Here is a 21,213-nt window from a genome sequence, read left to right as displayed (position 1 = left end):
TCGCATTGGGCGACATTTCTGAGGAGGGAAATTCAATGAACATGAAGCCTTTGTTGCTTTCCACGGCTTTGGTGGCCCTAACGCTGCCGGCGCTTGCACAAAATGCGCCGGAACTCGACGCCATGAGTGCCGAGGAGCTTTTGCCGTTGGCCAAGGCCGAAGGCACGGTGACCGTTTATGCTTTCACCAGCCGGATCGCAGCCGTGGAAAAAGCGTTCGAGGCCGCGTATCCGGGCATAGACATGGTCAGCCACGACATGTCCTCAACCGAGCAGATCACACGCCTGAAAGCCGAGGCCAGTGCCGGGATCGCGAGTGCCGACGTGGTTTACATCTCGGACGCGCCGGTCGTCTTTAAGGACCTGCTCGAGCCGGGCCTGATTACGCGATATGTCCCTCCTCGCGTCGCGTCGCTGCTGGACGAGAACGAGAAAAGCCCGCTTCTGGCGCAGCGCCTGTCGACAAAGGTGCTGATGTATAATGAAGAGGCCAACCCCAGCGGCGCGCCGGTCAAGAACCTCTGGGAACTGACCACCGAGACCTGGAAGGGGCGGGTGATCATGGTCGATCCGCTTCAACGCGGAGACTACCTGGATCTGATGACGGAACTTGTAGTCCGCTCCGATGAGATGGCGCAGGCCTACCAAGCGCAATTCGGCAAGGCGATCACGCTTGACGATGAGATCGAAACGGCGGGCGAGCAGTTCATCGTCGATTTGTTCAAGAATGATCTGATCCTGGTGTCTTCCACGGACGACGTGAATGCTGCGGTCGGCGCGCGCGGTCAGAAGAACCCGCCGGTCGGCTTTACCTCCTATTCCGATCGTCGCGACAATGAAGATGAGGGTTGGGCCTTGCAGGTGGTCAACACGGTTGTCCCGGCAAATGGCATCATTTTTCCAGCGGTGCTGGCAATCTCTTCCACTGCCAAGAACCCGGCTGCGGCGCGTCTCGCGATCGATTTCTTGATGGGCGATGACAGTTCAACAGGCGGGGCGGGCTTCAAGCCGTTCTATGTGGCAGGCGACTATGCGACTCGCAGCGATATCGTCAGCCATCCAGACGCAGTGCCCCTGGCTGACTTGAAGGCTTGGTCGATCGACCCGTCGGCAACGGCGAAGATCCGTCAGGACGTCAGCGACCTCGTCCTTTCCCTGCAATAATCTTTCTTATCCAGCTCACGGCGAGAAGGCTGGGAGCTCATAGGACTATTCATGTCGCTGTCAGCCAGCCACCTTCCCGCGCGGTCTTTCCCACTCAACGGGCATTTTGCGCTCAAGCTCCTGGTTCTAGCGGTTCTCGGCCTGCTGGTCGCCGGTCCGCTTGTGCGCATTCTTCTTGAAACTCTTAGCCTCGATGCGATCTCTGCCTGGAGTGACGTGACCACCGGTAGGCTGTCCCGAAACCTTCTATGGGTCCCGCTAACGAACACGCTCATCCTTGGCGTCGGAGTTGCCTGTGGCTGCGTCTTGATTGGCGGCTTCCTGGCTTGGCTCGTGGTCATGACCGACGTTCCGTTCCGGCGCACCATCGGCCTCATGGCGACCATGCCCTTCATGATCCCGAGTTTTGCAACCTCGCTCGCCTGGGGATCGCTGTTTCGCAATTCGCGCGTCGGTGGACAGAGCGGGTTCCTCGAAGGCCTGGGTCTTACCATTCCGGACTGGCTCGCTTGGGGTATGATACCCACGCTGATCGTGCTGATCGCGCACTACTACTCGCTGGCTTTCACCGTTATCGCGGCAGCCCTTGCGACGGTGAACTCTGATCTGGTTGAAGCCGCGCAGATCGCCGGCGCCAAGAGTCGCCGCATCCTGCTGGGCATCGTGCTGCCGGTCGCGATGCCAGCAGTCGTGGCCGGTGCCTCACTGACGTTCGCCGGCGCCGTTTCGAACTTTGCCGCACCGGCTTTGCTTGGTCTGCCGGTTCGCATGCAGACCATGGCGACCCGCCTTTACGGGCTGATCGAAGTTGGACAGACATCGCGAGGCTATGTCGTGGCGATCCTTCTCATCGCCGTCTCAGCACTGTTTCTGTGGCTCGGCAACAAAGTCATTTCCGGCCGCCGCTCTTATGCAACCATCACCGGCAAGGGCGGTCGCGCCAAGCGGTTCGATCTCGGTACGGCACGGCTACCATTGTTCATGGTCGCCTTGTTCATTTGCCTGGTCACCACGGTTGTTCCAGTGATCATCCTGATCGCATCGTCGCTGGCGCCATCGTCCTCCGCGCTGTTTTCCAACTGGACGGTGCATTACTGGACCGGACTGTCGAACCCGTCGATCGCGCAAGGTCAGCCGGGTATCTGGGAAAACCCGTTCATCATGTCGGCCACGAGCCTGACTGTCGACTTGGGCATTGCCGTCGCGATCACCAGCAGCATCATCGGTCTTATCGTTGCCTATGTGCTGGCCCGAGATGGAAAAGGGCCACTTGCAGGATTGATCAACCAGATAAGCTTCCTGCCGCTTCTGGTGCCAGGCATTGCATTTGGCGCCGCCTATATCGCTCTTTTCGGCGCCCCGATCGGACCGTTGCCGGCGCTTTACGGCACGTTCCCGCTGCTTCTCATTGCCGGTACAGCTTATCTGCTGCCGTTTTCGGTGCAAACGGGACGTGCCGTGATCAGCCAGGTGTCCGGCGATCTTGATGAAAGCGCACGGATGACCGGGGCGGGAATGATGCGGCGGCTGGTGGCGATCACTGTCCCACTGGCCAGTCGCGGTCTGGCTGCGGGTGGGTTGATCGTCTTCGTCAAGATCATGCGCGACCTGTCTTTGGTGGTTCTTCTCTTCACGCCAACCACACCGCTGCTTTCGGTGCTTGCCTATCGCTACGCGTCCGAAGGCTTCACCCAATTTGCGAATGCCATCACCGTGGTGATCCTGGTGATCTCGATCGCCGCGACATTGATGGCCAATCAGCTCCAGGCCAAGTCGCAGCCCTGGCTGAAATCATAGGTCCTGTCATGATCCGGATACACAATCTCACCAAATCCTTCGGCGTGTTCAAGGCCGTGGACCACATTTCCCTTGAGGTTCCGCAAGGCTCGTTCCTCGTTCTTGTCGGGCCTTCAGGCTGCGGGAAATCGACCATGCTGCGCATGCTTGCGGGCCTCGAGCGTCCGACCAGCGGCACAGTGCAGTTCGGCTCCAACATCGTGTCGGATGGCGACCGCGGCTGGGTCATCGACCCATCCAGGCGCGATACGGGGCTCGTGTTTCAGTCTTATGCGTTGTGGCCGCATATGACGGTAGCGGGCAATGTCGATTGGCCTCTCAAGGTCGCCAAGATGGGCAAGGCCGAGCGGCAGTCTCGTGTGGCCGAAGTGCTGCGCATGCTTGGTATCGAGGCTCTTTCAGCACGGTATCCCAATGAGATTTCCGGCGGGCAGCAACAGCGCGTCGCCATCGCGCGTATGATCGCGCCGCGTCCGGCTATTCTCCTGTTCGATGAGCCGCTCTCCAACCTCGATGCCAAGCTGCGGGTCGAGATGCGGACGGAACTCCTGCGCGTCCATCGCGCGACCAGAGCGACGTCGGTCTACGTGACCCATGATCAGGTCGAGGCGATGACCATGGCAACTCATGTCGCTGTCTTGAACAATGGCAAGGTCGAGCAGTTCGGATCACCAGAGGAACTGGTGGCCAACCCATCCACGGCCTTCGTTGCGACCTTTGTTGGAACGCCGCCCGCCAATCTTGTGCCCGTCAACACCTTGCCCTCGACGCGCATGGACGGACTGCCGAAGGAAGCCTTAGCAATGTACCGACCCGAGGATCTACTCACCGCTGGAGAGGGGTCGGACGACAGTCTCGCTTTCGACTTTGCAGAAGCCAGCCCGGTTGCTGGCCGCACCATGCTGACGGGAACGCGAGGCACGCTGCGCATGACCGCAGTCGTTGACGGCGCGCCGCGCCTGCAGGTGGGAGACAAGGTGCATTTTCGGTTGCCCAACATGCCTGCCGCGCTCTTTGCACAAAGCGGGGAGCGGCTTTCATGAAACGCCTTCTCCTCGTCCGCCATGGTGAGTCCGAGTGGAACGCCGTGCGCCGCTTACAGGGGCAGGCGGATATTCGCCTTTCATCTAAAGGCGAGGCGCAAGCTGCTGGCCTGGCTTCAACCATTGCTCAGCTTGCGCCGGATCAGGTAATTACGTCGGACCTCTGCCGAGCAAAGAGAACCGCCGAACTGCTGGGTTTCCCAAACGCCGTTTGCGACGCGCGGTTGCGTGAGATCGACGTGGGTGACTGGACCGGTAAGTCTATCGCCGACATCATCGCGGCCGATCCCGACGGTTACCGTGGATGGCGCGCCGGCACCTTCGCGCCGCCGGGCGGGGAGGTCTGGCAGACCTTCGCCACCCGTACCGCCTTGGCTGTGCGATCCTCAATGAAGACCGCGGATCGGCTTCTCGTGGTATGCCACGGCGGCGTCATTCGAGCGCTTTTGCAAACGCTGCTGCAACTCGAACCTCACCGGATCATACCGGTCGGACCGGCGAGCCTCACGCTCCTGGCGAGGAAGCCGAACGAACAGGATATGCGGCTGGAAGTGTTCAACTTCGCACCCGGCGGCCCCGTCGTGAACGCACCGGACTAGCTGTTTGGTGACAGATTAAAGGTTATGCTGTCACAACCATCTAGCTCAGGACTGACTGCAGGAACTCGCGCGTTCGCTCCTCTTGCGGCGCTCCGAAGATCGCATTTGGCTCACCTTCCTCGCAGATGCGGCCTTTATCGAAGAAGCAGACACGGTCGGACACTTCGCGGGCAAACCGCATCTCATGCGTGACGAGCAGCATGGTGAGGTCGTGTTCGTGGGCGAGGCCGCGGATAACAGAAAGCACCTCGCCGACGAGTTGAGGATCGAGCGCTGAAGTTGGTTCGTCGAACAAGAGCACGCGCGGCCGCATGGCGAGCGCGCGGGCGATAGCGACGCGTTGCTGCTGGCCACCAGAAAGTTGGGAGGGATAGTGGTCCTTCTTATCGGCCAAACCGACCATGGCCAGGAGATCGACCGCGCGGCACTCAGCTTCGCCACGCGGCAGGCCGAGGACGCGAACGGGCGCTTCCACCACATTGCGCAGCGCCGTCATATGCGGAAACAGGTTGAAGCTCTGGAACACCATTCCGACATGGCTTCGGATTTGATGTAGGTGCTTCTCCGACGCCTTGAACGGTCCTTTTCCGGTCGGTTCGTGGTACGACATGCCGGCAAGTGCCAACCTGCCCTCCTGGAACGGCTCGAGCGTCATCAGGATGCGCAACACGGTCGACTTGCCCGAGCCGGACGGGCCGATCAACGTGACCTTTTCGCCCTTTGCGACCTTGAAGTTGAAGTCGTCGAGAACGGTCAGCGTCCCGAAGCGCTTAGTGACGTTTGAAAATTCGATGATCGGCTGGGAGGGTTTATCGGTCATTTGAGGGGTATCCCTGCCTTGGGAAGTGCGAGTTGCAGGCGGTGGAGGGCAGCCGAGCAAACGAGCGTGAGAAGAAGAAAGATAAGGCCGACCATGGTGAGCGGAACCAGATATTCGAAGGTGCGCTCGCTGATCATGTTGGCCAAGCCCATCATCTCGAGCACGGTCACCACCGACAGCACCGGCGTTTCCTTGATCATGGCGACGAGGTAGTTGCCCATGGCGGGCAGGATGCGCGGCACGGCCTGCGGCACGACGATATCGCTGTAGGTCTGCATTCGCGTCATGTTGAGGGCCGTCGCGGCTTCCCATTGCCCGCGCGGCACGGCCTCGATGCCGCCGCGATAGACTTCGGATGTATAGGCCGCATATTGCAGGCCCAGCGCCAACGCGCCGGTCAGAAATGCGGGAAGGACGATCCCGAAATCCGGCAGCACGTAGTAAAGGAAGAACAGTTGAACGAGGAGCGGCGTGTCGCGCAGGAACTCGACGACTACGGCGGTTGTCCAGGATATGGCCTTGATCCGGCTGCGGCGCAGCAGCGCGAAGACAAGGCCGAGAACGAGTGCGATGGCGAAGCCGGCCGCCGCTGCCTTCAGGGTCACAGTCAGGCCGATCAGGATGATGGGCAGGATGGAAGTGGCGTAGGTCAGCCACGTCGTCGTGTCCCATTCATAGCCGTACATCATGGTAGGAGCCCCTTCACGAATGTGCCGCGCGCGGAAAGGCGTTGCCGCGCCTGACCATGTGCTCGATCACGCGCACCACGACCATCAGCATCAGCGACATCGCGAAATAGCAAAGCAGCGTCACCGAATAGATGCTTGTGCTATCGAGCGTGATGTTGCGGATCGATTGGGCCGAGAAGGTGAGGTCGGCGATCGAGATCAGCGACACGAGCGACGACAGTTTCAGTGTCTCGATCGTCAGATTGCCGAAGGCCGGCATCATCTCCACCACAGCCTGCGGCAGCGAGATACGGAACAGGGTCTGTAAGCGGTTGAAGTTGAGCGCGCGTGCCGCTTCCAGTTGTTGCACCGAAACCGAAGACAGCGCACCGCGTACGATTTCGGAACCGTAACCGCCGGCATGGGCTGCCAGCACGAGGATGCCGGTCGTTATCGGATCAAAGCTCAGGCCGACCAGCGGCAGCGCATAATAGAACCAGAACAGCTGCACAAGAAGCGAAGTGCCCCGGAACACTTCGGTATAGCAAAGGGCGATTTTCGACAGAATTGGCCCGCCTTCGACGCGCAGAATGCCGAATACGAAGGCGAGGATGACGCCCAGGATAATGGCAGCCAGCGTGATCGTCATCGTCACGACCGCGCCTTGCCAAAGCATCGGCAGGTAGGCAGTCCAGGTCATCTGGAGCGCTCCCGTTCATGAGGTCGCAGGAACGCCCGGCCAGAAACCGGGCGCTCAACCGTGCTTACTTGCCTGCGCAGAGGTCGGCGACGGTCTTCTCGGCCGCAGCGGCAATGCTCTGCTCCGACAGGCCGTATTTGCCCAGGATGGTCTTGTATTCGTCCGTCTTGCGGAACTCGACCAATGCCGCGTTGAAGGCGTCACGCAACTCCTTGTCCTCGGGGCGGAAGGCAAAGCCGCCATAGTTGCGCACCGGCGTATCCTTCACGATCGGATCGGTGAAAGGCGCAACCTGCTCGACATTCGTCTGGTCCTTGGCGAGCTCGGAAACCGTCAACTCGGTGGCGGCATAGGCATCGACGCGACTTTGAACGGTCGGGATCGCATCGGCATTGGCGGGAATGAAGACGATCTGATCGTCCTTAACGCCGACGGCACGCAGGAAATCGACATTGTTTGCGCCCGAAACAACTGCGACCTTCAGAGACGGGTCTTTGGCGATATCAGCATATGTCGTCAGCTTCTTCGGGTTGCCCTTCTTTACGAGCAGCCCTTCGCCATAAGACGAATTCGGCTCGGAAAAGGCGACCTGCTTGCAACGTTCGGCCGAGATGTTCTGCTCGGCGGCAGCGAAGTCGAAGCGCTTGGCCTTGAGACCAGGAATGAGCGTACCGAACGGGGTGACCGTCCAGTTGATCTCTTCAACGCCGATCGACTTGAAGACAGCGGTCGCGACGTCAGGACCGATGCCGGCCGAAGTGCCGTCGGGCTGCATAAAGGAATAAGGGACTTCGTTGGCGGTCGCGGCGCGAATATAGCCTTGTTCCTTTACCTCATCGAGGGTCAGGGCGCTGGCGGAGGTAAGGCCGATGGCCAGTGCCAGGGCGGACAGTCCGGTGATCTTCGAGATTTGCATGTCATTCTCCTCTGGTTGATTGTTGTCGCGGTCCGTTTTCGGATCTCGCAAGGTCAGGCATCTGGGTTGTCAGGGATGCTCCGTGATCGTGGCGATAACGGAAAGGCAGTCGCCGGCCTTAATGAGGCCCGGTACGTGGCGGGCTGCGAGAACCCCGTCTATGGCGGCCCGGTATTCGGTTGGCACCAGGCCCGTTCTACCGATGGGATAGACCCGCGCGATGATCTCGCCGGTTTTCACCGGCTGCCCGAGATCAAGGGCGAAGGCGATCAGTCCGTCATCTTCCGCAAAGGTGAAGCAATCGCTGGAAGGCATATCCAGCCAGCGCGTGTCTTGATGGTCCGGGGTGCCGGCAAGGATGCCGGCATGGCGCAGGACGTTCAGTGTTCCCCGCCGGGCAATGTCGATGGAGTTGGCTGTTGCCGTTCCCGCGCCGCCAAGTTCCGTCGTGACGAAGACCTTGCCCATCTCCTCGACTGTCGTGTCGAGCATGCCGACGGCATCGATTTCCAGCATCTTCATGGAATAGGGCGCGGCGAAGGCTTCAACCGCTGCAAAGCAGCGGGTTTCCTGATCCTTATCCGGCAAGGCGTGGGCTGCGGCATAGGGCAAGAAATCGAGAGTCCTGCCGCCGGAATGGAAGTCGAGAACGATATCGGCCAGCGGGATCAGATGGCGGGTGATATAGTCCGCGATTTTCTCGGTCACCGTGCCGTCGGGTCTGCCCGGAAAGCTGCGATTGAGATTCCCGCGATCGATCGGCGAGGTGCGCGTGCCGGCGCGGAACGCCGGATAGTTGAGCGCGGGAACGATGATGATCCGGCCGTCGACCTGGCTGGGATCAAGCGTCTGGGCCAACTCGAACAGGGCAGCCGGTCCCTCATACTCGTCGCCATGATTGCCGCCGGTCAAAAGGGCGGTCGGTCCACTGCCGTTGGCGACGACGCAAATCGGGATCATGATCGAGCCCCAAGCGCTGTCGTCGCGACTATAAGGCAGGCGCAGATGTCCGTGCTGCACGCCCTGTGCATCGAGGTCTAGGGTAGCGGTCACAGGGGAGGGGCGAGGGGCGCTGGTCAGCATGACCTATCCCTTGACGAAGAGCTGACGCGGCACGTTGGACAGGCACTCCACCCCCGTTTCGGTGATCGCGATGCTTTCGGTGATCTCCAGCCCCATGTCGTCCAGCCATAGCCCCGTCATGAAATGGAAGGTCATGCCCGGCTTCAGTTCGGTGCGATCACCCGGCCGCAGGCTCATAGTGCGCTCGCCCCAGTCCGGCGGATAGGACAGGCCGATCGGATAGCCGGTGCGGTTGTCCTTGATGATCCCATAGGTCTTCAGCACGGCGAAGAAGGCGTTTGCGATATCCTCGCAGGTATTGCCGGGTCTGGCGGCTGCGAGCCCGGCCTCCATGCCTTCAAGCGTCGCCTTCTCCGCTTCGAGAAAAGCCGGTGTCGGCTTGCCCAAAAAGACGGTGCGCGACAGCGGGCAGTGATAGCGCTTATAGGCGCCGGCAATCTCGAAGAAGGTGCCTTCACCGGTCCGCATCGGCTTGTCGTCCCAGGTGAGATGCGGGGCGGACGCATCGGCGCCCGAGGGAAGCAGCGGCACTATGGCCGGATAATCACCTCCGAACTCAGACGTGCCGCGAATGCCCGCATCGTAGATTTCGGCCACGAGATCGCATTTGCGCATGCCGGGCTCAATCACGTCGACGATCCGCTTGTGCATCAGCTCGACGATGCGTCCGGCCTTGCGCATATAGTCGAGCTCGATCGCGCTTTTCACGGCGCGCTGCCAGTTTACCAGGCCTGCCGCGTCCTTGAAACGCGCATTGGGCAGATGGGTCTGCAGTGAAGCGTAAGCGGCTGCCGAGAAGTAGTAATTGTCCATCTCGACGCCGATGACGAGCTTGTCCCAGCCCCGGTCGCCGATGATCTGCGAGAGGTAGTCCATCGGGTGCCGCTCGGTGGACTGGACGTAATGGTCGGCATAGCCGACGATGTTCTCTTGCGCGAGATAGGCGGTCCGCTTAGCGCCGTTGGCATCCTGCTTGCGGCCAAACCAGACCGGCTCCCCGCTCGGCGGCACCAGAACGCATTGGTGCACGTAGAAGGACCAGCCGTCATAGCCGGTCAGCCAGTGCATGTTCGAGGGATCGGTGACGATCAGCACCTCGATCCCCGCCCGTTCCATCGCAGCGCGCGTCTTGGCGAGGCGCGTCGCATATTCCTCGCGCGTAAAGTTCAGCGTTACACTCACGCTGCATCTCCCATTGTCGTGTTATTTTCGATCGTCTGTCCGCTGCCTGCATTCTTTGCGCGGGTCAGGGCGAGATTGGCGATGGCGGTGTCCTGAACGCCGGTTCCCGTCAGGTCGGCAATGGTGATATCGTCTTCGCGAAGACGGCCTTTCGCCGTCCCGGCAATCACGGCACCGAGTTCATCAAAGCTCTGGTCGGGCTTGACGATGCCGGCTTCGATCGCGTGATGCAGTTCGCCCAGGCTGCGCGTTTGCGCCAGGCGATCGGCAATATAGATCGCGCGTTCGAAGACGTCCGGGTCGATCTCGTTCTTGTGCTCGGCGTCCGACCCCATCGTGGTGAGATGCTGGCCGCTCTCCAGCCAGCGGGCCAACAGGATCGGTTTCTCGGCCGGTGTCGTGGTGACGATGATATCGGCGCCGGCGATCGCGTCCTGCGCGTCGGCCACGGCAGTGACTTCGATCCCGTGTTCCCGCGAAAACGCGCCGGCAAGCCTTTGTGCCTTTTCCAGATCGCGCGCCCAGATACGCGCTTCCCGGATCGGCCGCACGAGCGTGAGGGCCTCAAGCTGCAATCGTGCCTGCATGCCTGCGCCCAGAATTGCTGCACTGCGGGCATTCTCGCGTGCAAGATGTCTGGCTGCGACCCCACCAGCCGCAGCCGTACGCACATCCGTGAGATAGCCGTTGTCCAGAAGCAAGGCTTCCACCAGGCCGGTTCGGGAACTGAACAGGATCATCAATCCGTTCAAGCTTGGAAGGCCGAGTTTGGGATTGTCGAAGAAACCGGGGCTGACTTTGATGGCAAAACCGTCAAAGCCGGGCACATAAGCGGTCTTTACATCCACTTCGCCGCGAAATTCCGGTATGTCGAGACGCAAAACCGGCGGCATCGCGACGGGTTTCGTTGCAAGAGCTGCAAACGCCTGTTCCACGCAGTCGACGGCCGAGAGATCGAGCTTGACGACGGCTCGCAGGTCTTTTTCCAGGAGGATGCGGACACGGCTCATGCGCTGGCACCTTCCATGATCGCCGTATGGCGGGCAGGGTCGATGTTGCCGCCGGACACGATGATGGCGGTTGGGCCGTGAAGGCTAACCTTGCCGGCAAGGATCGCGGCAATGCCGACAGCGCCCGCTCCCTCGACAACTTCGCCTTTCGTCAGAAACGCATGTCGGATGCCGGCCGCGATTTCGTCTTCGGTCAAAAGAACGTTTTCGTCGAGAAGGTCGCGGCAAAGCGCGAACGTAACGCTGTTGGCAAGACCGATCCCGCCGCCGAGCGAGTCTGCGAGCGTTTCTTCCTCGCGAACGAAAACCGGTCGCCCGGCCGCGATTGACGCCTGCATCGCCGCGCCTCGCTCCATGGAAATGCCGATGATGCGGGCCTGTGGTCGAAGCGCCTTCACCGCAACTGCGATGCCGCCAGCGAGACCACCGCCGGACAGTGGAACGAGCACGGCGTCGAGATCAGGCAGATCCTCGACAAGTTCGAGGCCGATCGTGCCTTGTCCGGCGACGACATCTATCGCGTCAAATGGCGGGATCGACACAAAACCACGCGTTTCAACCAGACGGTCAACTTCCTCTTGCGCATCGTCCTGAGACGTACCCGTGATACAGACTTCAGCACCGAGGGCCTTGATGGCATCGACTTTGTTTGCTGGAACAAGTGCCGACATGCAGATGGTGGCAGGCACGCCAAGCTCTTTTGCTGCATAAGCGACAGCCCGCCCGTGATTGCCCGTGGAGGCCGTCACAAGCCCGCGTTGGCGCAACGCTGGCTCAACCGCCAAAATCGCATTCATCGCGCCCCGGAGCTTGAAGGCACCTATCGGCTGGCAAGTTTCGAGTTTCAGGTAAACAGGCTGACCGCTCTGCTGCGAAAGGGAAGGCGATTGCACTAGCGGAGTGCGGACCACACGGCCTTCGATCCAGGCAGCGGCGCGTTGAATGTCTGTCAGAGCGACAGGCAGGTGCGTGTTTCCAGCAATGCGGGAAAGATTTTCTCGCCTCATGATTGTCATGTTGAGAGCGAAGAGAAAACATGTCAATTCTTATATTGTAATGATCCAATATAAGGATCTTCGACTATCCAATAGCGCCTATGTCATAGATGGGCGGCAGTTGCTCGAAGGCCTGTCGCACAGTCAGGAGGGCTTTCTTTAGACTGTCCCGGCTAAGCCGGCCGCCAAGGCAGATGCGAATGCCGCTGCCGTGGCTTGGCCCTGCAATGAAGGGCTCGGATGGTGTCACGGCGATGTTTTGATTGGCGAGCGAGCGGACCAATCCGTCTTCTGTCCAGCGTGGCGGTACCTTGAGCCAGGCACAGAGTGCGAGCGGATGGGTCGACGCAATGTGGTCGCTGAGAATTTTGGTGGCGATTGCCTGGCGTGCGGAGGCTTCCTCGCGCTGGATTTCAAGCAGCTGACGCGCTGTTCCGTTTTCTACCCAGCGGCTTGCGATCTCGCCCGCCAAATAGGTTCCGCTCCAGCTGGAAACGCGCAGGATGGAAGCCGCTCGTATGGAATAGGCCGGCGGCACGACGAGATAGCCAACACGCAAACCGGTCAACACCGTTTTCGTGAAACTGGTGATAAAGAAGCCGAGGTCCGGCAGCATTTCCGTTATCGAGGGTAGGGCGTCTTCGATCAGTGCGCGGTAAACTTCGTCCTCGATAACAAAGACGCCATGGCGCTCCGCAATCGCGGCGATGGCCTGCCGCCGCGCCACGCCCGCAACGTGGCCGGTCGGATTGTTGAGGGTGGGGATGAGTACAAGCGCGCGCACACCGCCAGCGGCACAGGCGGCTTCCAGAGCATCCGGCAACACGCCTTCCGCATCGGTTGGAAGGCCCTTCAAACTGAAGCCGAGAACGTTGGACAGACCGATGATGCCGTGATCGGTGAGGTTTTCGCAGAGCACGATATCGCCGGAGCGGACGACACAACTAAGGGCCAGAAAGATACCGTGCGCGGCTCCATTGGTGACGAGAATACGCTCGGGACCGGCAGTCAGCCCAAGCGGATGCAGCCACGCCTGCGCGGTTTCGCGGTGGCGCATGAGACCGGCGATGGGGCGACAGGGGCGCATAAATGCCGCGACATCGCCTTCGGCCAATTCGCGGAAGATCTCGCGCGAAGCGTTTTCATGCGCGTCGAGATAGGCAGCGCGGATAATGGAAAGATCGAGCACTTCGTTGGGGCTGTGATCGAGCATCATGCGCCCGGCGCGGTCCGTCACCCGCGCCTTGACGAACGTGCCGCGCCCGATCTCGCCACTTAGATAGCCGAGCCGCTCGGCTTCCTTATAGGCCAGGCTCACCGTCTGCACGGAAAGGCCAAGCGCGCGGGCAAGATCGCGATGCGTCGGCATGCGGTCCATCGGCTTGAGCACACCGGAGTCGATGTCCGCCATGATCAGTTCGGTCAAGGCCGCATGCTTCGTCCCGCCCTTCTGCTTGACGAAAGCGGGTTGCCACCTCTCCGCCTTGATGGGCGGGGCCGGCTTGGCGCCCGATCGGTTGGCGGACTGACTCATGAAATTGTCTCGCTTCTCACAGACGATTTCATGACATTATGCACGCTCAAACGCCAGTTTGAAGCGTCAATTGGGTGGGAAAAACCGGAATTTGCTTCCGGAAAACACCGATTCGGCGGCCCAGATCCGGCATTTCAGCCGGTATCTCGACCCGCTTTTTTTCCGAGATTTCGGGTCCTTGAACCCGCATTTTCGCCGTCGTGCTGGGCAGACTAACCAGATCCGCCCAGACTTCGAGGGATCAGACTTTCTGACCTTCCTGGACCAGTTCATCCATGACCGATCGCACGGCGCTTTCCGCGATGGAGACGATTTCGTCGATCTCGGCCTTGGTCGTCACGAGCGGTGGCGCAAAGCCGAGGATGTCCCCATGCGGCATGGCGCGCGCGATGAGGCCACGATTGCGCGCGGCTTTCGACACTCGGGCTCCAACCGTCAGCCCCGGCTCAAAGCGCGTCTTCTTCTCGCGATCCGCCACGAACTCGATGGCACCCATCAGGCCAACTCCGCGCACCTCACCGATGATCGGGAGCTGTGCGAATTTGGCTCGAAGCTGCTCCTGGAAATAGCCGCCCACTACGCGAGCATTGCCCGGCAGGTTTTCCTTCTCGACAATGTCGAGGACAGCGTTGGCGGCAGCCGCACCAATTGGATGGCCGGAATAGGTATAACCGTGCGAGAAGGATCCGACGCGGTCGGCACCGTCTTCCATGACCTTGAACACCTTCTCGCCGACAATGGCGCCCGATAGCGGGAAGTAGGCGGAGGTTAAACCCTTTGCCACCGTGATGAGGTCTGGCTCAATGCCGTAATGCTGTGATCCAAACATTGAACCGGTCCGTCCGAAGCCGGTGATGACCTCATCGGCAATCAGTAGAATATCGTACTTCTTCAGAACGGCCTGGATCTCTTCCCAATAGTTCTCAGGCGGCGGGGTGATGCCACCGGTTCCAAGCACGGGCTCGGCGATAAAGGCGCCGATCGTATCGGGGTCTTCGCGCAGGATCAGCGCTTCGAGTTCGCTCGCGCGGCGCTTGGAGAATTCCACCTCGGTCTCGCCGGCTTCCGCGCCCCAATAATGATGCGGTGCGCCAGTGTGCAGGATGCCTGCGCGCGGCAGGTCCATGTGGTCATGATAGAAGCTCATGCCGGTCATGGAACCGGAAACGACGCTGCAGCCGTGATAGCCGCGTTCGCGCGAGATGATCTTCTTCTTGTTCGGCTTGCCGCGAAGGTTGCTGTAGTACCAGACGAGCTTGGCCTGGGTCTCGTTGGCGTCCGAACCGGACATGCCATAGAAGACCTTGCTCATCTTGCCAGGCGCCATCTTCACAAGGCGGTCGGAAAGAATGGCAAGCTCATCCGTCGTGTGGGCGGCGTAGGAGTGGTAATAGGCGAGGCGATAGGCTTGCTTGGCGATCGCTTCGGCGACTTCGGTGCGGCCATAGCCGACATTGACGCAATAAAGACCGGCGAAACCGTCGATCAGCTCTTTGCCATGCGCGTCCTGGATGCGGATGCCCTTGGCCGTTTCGACAATGGTGGGATCGCCCATCTTGCCGGACGCGAAATCCTTGAGCTGTGTAAACGGATGCAGGACCGAGTTGCGGTCCATCTCTGCGATCCGGGTGAGATTGATGGTCATGAGCCAAGCTCCTTTCAGGCAGCAAGATTGCCGAAGCAGATGTATTTCGCTTCGAGGTACTCGGAGAGACCGTGACGCGATCCCTCGCGGCCGAGGCCGGATTGTTTCCACCCGCCGAACGGGATCGGCGCGCCGGTGAATTTGGGTGTGTTAACGGCAACCATGCCGTATTCGAGCCGGTTGGACAGGCGCATCGCGCGGCTGAGATCGTTGGTATAGACATAGGCTGCGAGGCCCATTTCGGTGGCATTGGCGCGAGCAATGACTTCGCTTTCGTCATCGAAGGGAAGAATTGCGGCAACCGGACCGAAGGTCTCTTCACGCGCAATCAGCATGTCTTCCGTCACATCAGCCAGAACGGTGGGGGGAACAAAGTTGCCGCCAATCGGGCTGTCCTGACCGCCGCAAACGAGGCGCGCGCCCGCGGCTAGCGCCTGCGCAATCTGCTGCCGGCACTTTTCCGCCACTGCTGGGCGTGTCATCGGGCCGATGTCGACGCCCGGTTCTAACCCGTGGCCGACTCGCAACTGCCTGGTGGCTGTCGCGAAGGCGTCGACGAAGCCGTCATAGATGTTGCGCTGCACATAGATGCGGTTGGCCGCGAGGCAATCCTGACCGGATGTGGCGAATTTCGCGCCGATGCAACCTTTAACGGCCGTCGCGATCTCGGAATCCTTAAAGACGATGAAGGGTGCATGGCCGCCAAGCTCAAGCGACGCTTTCTTGATCGTTGCAGCAGACTGCGTGAGTAGAATACGCCCGACTTCCGTTGAGCCTGTAAAGGAAAAGGCGCGCACTTGCGTATGCTCCAGCAGACGCTTTGCCAGCGGCGCTGCCTCGCCGGTCACGACCTGGAAGACACCGGTCGGCATACCTGCTTCTTGCGCAAGCTTGGCCAAAGCGAGCGCAGACAGTGGTGTTTCAGGCGCCGGTTTGACGATCATGGTGCAGCCGGCAGCCAATGCCGCGCCCGCCTTGCGGGTGATCATCGCGGTTGGAAAATTCCAAGGTGTTATCGCCACAGCGACCCCGAGCGGCTGCATTTGGACCGACAGACGGCTGCCGGGCAGGTGGCTAGGGATGGTTTCGCCGTAAGCGCGCTCGCCTTCGGCCGCGAACCAATCCAGGAAGTTCGCGGCATAGGTAATTTCGCCAAGCGCTTCCGACAGAGGCTTGCCTTGCTCGGCGGTCATGATGACGGCCAGGTCCTGCGCATGCTGACGCATCAGGTTTGCCCATCCACGCAGGATCAGGCCGCGTTCAGCGGGAAGCCGGTCGCGCCATTCCATGAAGGCATCTTGCGCAGCCTCAACGGCTGCATCGGCATCCTCCAGCGTGCAGGCTGCCACGTCCGAAAGATGTTCGCCGTTCGCAGGATCGATCACCGCCAAGGTCTTTTCGCGCGCCACCCATGCTCCGTCCAGAAAGGCGCGGTGCTCGAGCAAATCCGGGCGTGCAAGATTTCGGAAGGATTGGACAGCAATGCCGTGCATTGAAGGAGCTCCATGGGTTTACATGAGCGTAGCGGACGGCAATCATTGAAAGGCTGCGTCAGCTTAGAAATTTGCGCAGGAAAAAAGCTTATTCTCGGATATTACGCAGGAAAACTGCATGACCAACCTCGATCGCGCCGACCGTGCCTTGCTGGAAGCGGTCCAGAAGAACAACCGGCTGACTTCGGATGAGCTTGCCGAACTCGCCAACCTGTCTCCGACAGCCTGCCAAAGGCGGTTGAAGCGCTTACGCGAGGAAGGCGTGATCGAAGCCGACGTCGCCATCATCTCGCCGAAGGCAGTCGGGCGCGGAATCACGATGATCGTGCTTGTTTCGCTTGAACGCGAGCGGGCAGACATCGTCGATCGCTTCAAAGCAGCAATACGAGCCACAAAGGAAGTGATGGTCGGCTATTACGTGACGGGGGATGCCGACTTCATGCTCGTGGTCACGGCGAGGGACATGGAAGATTATGAAGCGTTCACCCGGCGCTTTTTCTATGAGAACCACGACATCAAAGGCTTCAAGACGATGGTGGTAATGGACCGGGTCAAGGCAGGTTTCGTTTTGCCGATCGAAGACAAGCGTTGAGGCACTGAACAGCTCCATGAATTAGACTGCGCAACTTTGGACTGTATCTGCAAAGTTAGATGTCCTGTTTTTCAAAGATCCACGTCAACCACGCTCTGTGGCCGCCACTTAGTCGGATCGTCGATCCATCGGTTCACCTCGCTTTCGTGCCAGCCTGTGCCGTTAGCGCTGATCTTCATCTGCCCTGGGAAGGTCCCTTCAGCGATCTTGCGGTAGATGGTTGATCGCGATAGGCCGGTGCGGGCGAGCACGGTCTTCATGCGGATGATGCGATCTGGTGCTGGCATGGCTTCGGTGCCTCTGGCTGAGCTTTCCTGACGGTTTCTGAGCCAGACAGAACAAGCCGCCGCGGCTGCACAAGCTCGCTGTTGGGGCCGTAGTATGCCGGCGCAGGATCGGCGGCAAATCGGATGGTTTGGGTCTACAACCCGATGCCTCTGCCGCGTGCCAGGCCGTGGGAGATCGCGAGCGCTTGTCCAAGGCCGCGACCTGAGTCGATGGTGATGCCGAGCTCTTTGCTGCGGCTGGCGAGGATGGACTCCAGCTGTGGGTCACGCTCGAGGCTTTTTGCCATGGCTCCCATGGTTGCTCGCGTGGATTGATAAGCCGACATGTCACCAGCCTGGTAGTGGTGCTGGCTTGTTCGCTCGAGCTTCTGCCAGCGCTCCACAAAGCGGTCGGCGCGGCGCTGCGGATCAGTGCGCAGCTCGGCCTCAAGCTGCAAGGCGCGGATGGTACGTGCGGTTCGTCCTGAAGCCGCTTCGCTGACCAGGCTCGGATCCTTGGTGTAAGCGGCTTCGGCATCGCGCCAGCCATGCGGGCGGACGTCGTCGAAGGCCTTCCTTGCGTCTGTCAGCTGGCGCGTTTGCTCAGGCGTGATCTTACCGTCTGCATCCCCATTGTTGAGGATTGCATCCACGACGCGTGCATGCCGGACCAGCGCCTTTGTGCGCGCTCTGCGCTGAAGAGCCTCCTCGTCGAGCATCGGCTGAGGTTCCGCTGGCGTTTGATCGCGCACGCCTTCTGGCCTCGTCGTTTGCTGTCCGCCTGGACTGACTTCAACCCCTCTTTCCTCCCGTTCCGGTCGCCGCTCCGGTTTATCGCTCGACCCTCCTGTTTCCGGTTGCCGCCCCTTTCCCAGCATCGCATCGACCCTGTCGCGCAGATGCTCGGGCACGATCTTGCGCACGATCTCAGCCACACGGGCGCGGAAGGTGATGCCGCGTCGTTCGGCATAGTCTTGTGCCGGGTCTCGCTGGTCGTAGTCGGACGCCATGTCCTTGGCGCGCTCGCGCGATAGGGTGCGGATCAGTTGCTTCTCGTCGGCGAAGTCATCGCCGCCATAATGCAGTGCCATGCTCTCGCGGTGACGTGACAGCGCCACGTAGCTGCCATGAGCATCCAAGCCTGGTGTCGCCAGCACATAGGTACGGTCCACCGTCAGGCCCTGCGCCTTGTGGATGGTGGCGGCATAGCCATGATCAATGCGGTTGTAGTCCTTCAGGTCAAAGCGGACCGATCGACCATCATCGATGTGCACCTGCATGGTTTGTGTAGTGACATGTCCCACGGTACCGAGCGTGCCGTTCTTCACGCCAAGGCTGCGCTCGTTCTGCAGGAACATGACGCGGTCGCCGCTCGCGAAGCTGCGAGCGCCCCGCTCCACTGTCAGGCTTAGATCCTCCCCAAGACCACCTGCATCGCGCATGCGCTCACGCGCCGCTTCGTTGAGCGAACGGACTTCCGCATTGGTGTGGGTCAGGATAATGCGGCTTTGATCCGGTGACGCTTGCCGATCACGATCCCAGCGCTCGATCAGATCCGCGCGTGCCTGCTCACGTGTTGGCGCCGCATGCACCATGCCATGGCGGTCATAGCTGCGGATCGCGTCGCCGGTTCTGCTTGTTGCCAGATCGCGCGTTGCCTCACGCTGCCAGTCATCACGCTGGCGCCTGACTTCACCGATCTCTGCGCCGCCGTGACGCTCGTGAAGCGAGCGAAAGGCAGCGCCGGCTTCGATGGCTTGCAGCTGTTGTGGATCACCCACCAGCACAACCTTGGCGCCGGCATCAGCTGCATGGGACAGCACGCGCTCAAGCTGCCGTGTACCCACCATGCCGGCTTCGTCGATGATCAGAACATCGCGGCGGGTGAGCTGATCACGACCTTGGCTCCAGCTGTGTTCAAGGCTGGCAACGGTACGTGACGCAATGCCGGATCCGCCTTCAAGGTTCTCGGCTGCAATGCCAGACAAGGCAGCACCGCGGACTTGGTAGCCGGCGGCTTCCCAGGCTTCGCCTGCAACGCCAAGCATGGCGCTTTTACCCGTGCCGGGATGACCAACAATGATGCCGAGACCACGCCCTTCCGTGATGTGCACCAAGGCGTCAGACTGCTCACCGGATAGAACCAAGCCGCGTTGTTCGGCGTGAGCCAGCGCGGCTTTCCTGTAGCTATCTCCGACCTTATGCCGTTCACGCTGCGCCATCAGATCGGCAGCGCGATGCAGGCGCTGTTCGGTCTCGATCATCTGCCGCGTGGTGAAGCGCTTTTCGCCGCGTGTGTCGGTGCCGAGCTGAACGACATCCGGTGCGCCACGAACCGCGACCATGACGGTGTTGAACTGCTCCATGCCGTCGCTGTGGCGATGAACAAAGCGCGCCAGGTCGCGCTGCGTGAAGGTCGATTGCTGATTGGTGATGGCGTTTAATGCCAGCTGAGGATCGGCGATGATGCGCTCGCCATTGCCGCGCGCGATCTCACGATGCAAAGCAGCGCGATCGGCTTCGCTCACGTCGACGGCCAGTTCCTGTTGTTCGATGCGCTGTGCCGGTGCGCCGATCTGGCTTTGCGGCTCTAGATCAATGCCCTGTTGCTCCAGGCTGCGGTGATCAATCCGCGTGTCGATGTCGAGCTCGGCTAGCCGTTCATTGACATGCTCGGCCCAGCGTCGCCGCCAGCGCTCAACAAGCTCGGTGCGGTTCCAATCCCGCACCTTTGCGCCGAAGCCAATCTCATCGCCGTTGACCTCAATCTGGCGCATGGTGAGCATGACATGGGCATGCGGCTTGGGGCTGCCGTCTTCGGCAAAGTCCCAATGCACGTTGAGATCGGCAACCATGCCGTGATCGACGAACTCCGTTTGCGCAAAGGAGCGGGCAAGCTCAGTGCCTTGTGCCTGGTTCAGCTCACGTGGGATGGCAAACTCGACCTCGCGGGCAAGCTGGGCATCGCGACGAACTTCACAGGCTTCGACATCGTTCCACAGCTGCTCGCGATCGGACCAGCGATCCGGCGCACCATCCGGCAGCAGCACCTCGGAATGAACGACGCCGCGCTTTGCGGAAAAATCCTGCACACGATCGATGCGATCGTCACGCAGCCGGGAGGCTGATCGATAGGCAGAAGACGCCACCGCACTCGAGCCAGCCTTGCGGCCGATGACTTTGACGTGGAGGTGATAGATCGCCATGGCAGGGACGATCATCAGCACGGGAAAAGCGACGTCGGAACGACGTATAAGCGCGCCCTCCTCGATTAAAATCTCGGGCGGGATCAAGCCGTCACAGCCGGTCCCGGCAACAGGGAAGCCTTCCAGAACAGACTGAACTAGCATCAGTGCATCGACAACGAATGGAGCCGACGATGCGCAAACCGCGAGACTTTGACGCCGAGCTGAAGGCGCTGGAAGACAAGGCCAAGGAGCTGAAGACCCGCAAGGTTCAGCAACTTGGTGAGCTGGTGATTGCGACGGGAGCAGATGCCTTCAGTGCTGAGGAACTTGCTGGTGCGTTGATCGTGCTGGCGGAAACAAAGGACGCAACGAAACGGGAGGCGTGGGCTAGGCGCGGCGCCGCGTTCTTTCAAGCTAGGTCGCGGCGAAATGCGCCAGCACCTCAGCGCGACATCAACAGCGATCCGTCGCAACAAGGCAGCACGCAACCGTCATCAGGCAGCACAGGCGAGGCATGAC

Annotated in this window: 19 protein-coding genes; 6 read left to right on the top strand and 13 right to left on the bottom strand. The window is 60.6% G+C overall.

Features of this window, described 5'->3' with window-relative positions; translation table 11 throughout:
* The first annotated feature begins 41 nt into the window (after nt 1-41).
* Genes RTX98_RS03350 through RTX98_RS03335 form a run of 4 tightly spaced genes read left to right on the top strand, consistent with a single transcriptional unit; the run spans nt 42 to nt 4,602 of the window.
* Entirely contained in the window at nt 42-1,163 is a 1,122-nt protein-coding gene (locus RTX98_RS03350) for an ABC transporter substrate-binding protein (protein WP_416223058.1), read from the top strand.
* Between the two features lie 51 nt (nt 1,164-1,214).
* Nucleotides 1,215-2,960, top strand: coding sequence for an iron ABC transporter permease (locus RTX98_RS03345; protein ID WP_312794571.1), 1,746 nt, complete (start codon nt 1,215-1,217; stop codon nt 2,958-2,960).
* A gap of 8 nt (nt 2,961-2,968) precedes the next feature.
* The gene (locus RTX98_RS03340) at nt 2,969-4,003 is read left to right on the top strand and encodes an ABC transporter ATP-binding protein (protein WP_312794569.1); all 1,035 of its coding nucleotides are present in this window, start codon (nt 2,969-2,971) and stop codon (nt 4,001-4,003) included.
* Entirely contained in the window at nt 4,000-4,602 is a 603-nt protein-coding gene (locus RTX98_RS03335; protein WP_312794567.1) for a histidine phosphatase family protein, read from the top strand. Before RTX98_RS03340 ends, RTX98_RS03335 begins: the two co-directional genes overlap by 4 nt.
* A 40-nt stretch (nt 4,603-4,642) precedes the next feature.
* Here the strand turns inward: RTX98_RS03335 and ehuA are convergent, their stop codons facing one another.
* The 11 genes from ehuA to RTX98_RS03280 form a co-directional block, all read right to left on the bottom strand.
* On the bottom strand, nt 4,643-5,422 hold the full coding sequence (ehuA, locus tag RTX98_RS03330; protein ID WP_312794565.1) for an ectoine/hydroxyectoine ABC transporter ATP-binding protein EhuA: 780 nt from the start codon (nt 5,420-5,422) through the stop codon (nt 4,643-4,645).
* Nucleotides 5,419-6,111 carry an ectoine/hydroxyectoine ABC transporter permease subunit EhuD gene (ehuD, locus tag RTX98_RS03325; protein WP_312794563.1) on the bottom strand — a complete coding sequence of 231 codons (693 nt, stop codon included), beginning with the start codon at nt 6,109-6,111 and terminating at the stop codon, nt 5,419-5,421. The genes ehuA and ehuD overlap by 4 nt, the downstream gene beginning before the upstream one ends.
* Before the next feature lie 13 nt (nt 6,112-6,124).
* Nucleotides 6,125-6,790: an ectoine/hydroxyectoine ABC transporter permease subunit EhuC gene (gene ehuC / locus RTX98_RS03320; RefSeq protein WP_312794562.1), complete on the bottom strand. Its 666-nt coding sequence runs from the start codon at nt 6,788-6,790 to the stop codon at nt 6,125-6,127.
* 64 nt (nt 6,791-6,854) lie between these two features.
* Complete coding sequence (ehuB, locus tag RTX98_RS03315; protein ID WP_312794560.1) at nt 6,855-7,706, bottom strand: ectoine/hydroxyectoine ABC transporter substrate-binding protein EhuB; 852 nt, start codon at nt 7,704-7,706, stop codon at nt 6,855-6,857.
* 69 nt (nt 7,707-7,775) lie between these two features.
* Nucleotides 7,776-8,789 (bottom strand): N(2)-acetyl-L-2,4-diaminobutanoate deacetylase DoeB, encoded by a 1,014-nt coding sequence (gene doeB, locus RTX98_RS03310; RefSeq protein ID WP_312794558.1) that lies wholly within the window; start codon nt 8,787-8,789, stop codon nt 7,776-7,778.
* A 3-nt stretch (nt 8,790-8,792) separates the two neighbouring features.
* A complete protein-coding gene (gene doeA / locus RTX98_RS03305) occupies nt 8,793-9,971 on the bottom strand; it encodes an ectoine hydrolase DoeA (RefSeq protein ID WP_312794556.1) in 1,179 nt (392 codons plus the stop codon).
* On the bottom strand, nt 9,968-10,981 hold the full coding sequence (gene eutC, locus RTX98_RS03300) for an ectoine utilization protein EutC (RefSeq protein ID WP_312794554.1): 1,014 nt from the start codon (nt 10,979-10,981) through the stop codon (nt 9,968-9,970). Before eutC ends, doeA begins: the two co-directional genes overlap by 4 nt.
* Nucleotides 10,978-11,997, bottom strand: coding sequence for a hydroxyectoine utilization dehydratase EutB (gene eutB, locus RTX98_RS03295; RefSeq protein ID WP_312794552.1), 1,020 nt, complete (start codon nt 11,995-11,997; stop codon nt 10,978-10,980). The genes eutC and eutB overlap by 4 nt, the downstream gene beginning before the upstream one ends.
* Nucleotides 11,998-12,061: 64 nt before the next feature.
* Nucleotides 12,062-13,510, bottom strand: coding sequence for a PLP-dependent aminotransferase family protein (locus RTX98_RS03290; RefSeq protein WP_416223057.1), 1,449 nt, complete (start codon nt 13,508-13,510; stop codon nt 12,062-12,064).
* A 241-nt stretch (nt 13,511-13,751) separates the two neighbouring features.
* On the bottom strand, nt 13,752-15,155 hold the full coding sequence (locus RTX98_RS03285) for an aspartate aminotransferase family protein (RefSeq protein ID WP_312794550.1): 1,404 nt from the start codon (nt 15,153-15,155) through the stop codon (nt 13,752-13,754).
* Nucleotides 15,156-15,169: 14 nt separating this feature from the next.
* Nucleotides 15,170-16,648, bottom strand: a complete 1,479-nt coding sequence (locus RTX98_RS03280; protein WP_312794548.1) for an NAD-dependent succinate-semialdehyde dehydrogenase — start codon at nt 16,646-16,648, stop codon at nt 15,170-15,172.
* 118 nt (nt 16,649-16,766) lie between these two features.
* Here RTX98_RS03280 and RTX98_RS03275 point away from each other — a divergent pair, with 118 nt between their 5' ends.
* Nucleotides 16,767-17,240, top strand: a complete 474-nt coding sequence (locus RTX98_RS03275) for an Lrp/AsnC family transcriptional regulator (protein WP_312794546.1) — start codon at nt 16,767-16,769, stop codon at nt 17,238-17,240.
* Between the two features lie 71 nt (nt 17,241-17,311).
* Here the strand turns inward: RTX98_RS03275 and RTX98_RS03270 are convergent, their stop codons facing one another.
* Nucleotides 17,312-17,527 carry an AlpA family transcriptional regulator gene (locus tag RTX98_RS03270; protein ID WP_312794544.1) on the bottom strand — a complete coding sequence of 72 codons (216 nt, stop codon included), beginning with the start codon at nt 17,525-17,527 and terminating at the stop codon, nt 17,312-17,314.
* Nucleotides 17,528-17,661: 134 nt separating this feature from the next.
* Nucleotides 17,662-20,712, bottom strand: coding sequence for a Ti-type conjugative transfer relaxase TraA (traA, locus tag RTX98_RS03265; protein WP_312794630.1), 3,051 nt, complete (start codon nt 20,710-20,712; stop codon nt 17,662-17,664).
* A 173-nt stretch (nt 20,713-20,885) separates the two neighbouring features.
* Here traA and RTX98_RS03260 point away from each other — a divergent pair, with 173 nt between their 5' ends.
* On the top strand, nt 20,886-21,212 hold the full coding sequence (locus RTX98_RS03260) for a conjugal transfer protein TraD (RefSeq protein WP_312794628.1): 327 nt from the start codon (nt 20,886-20,888) through the stop codon (nt 21,210-21,212).
* The last annotated feature ends 1 nt before the right edge of the window (nt 21,213 follow it).

Origin of the sequence: Tianweitania sp. (assembly GCF_032053605.1) — a bacterium.
GTDB lineage: Bacteria > Pseudomonadota > Alphaproteobacteria > Rhizobiales > Rhizobiaceae > Tianweitania.
The sequence above is the reverse complement of the archived record's forward strand: the minus strand, read 5'-3'. Positions and strand labels throughout refer to the sequence as shown.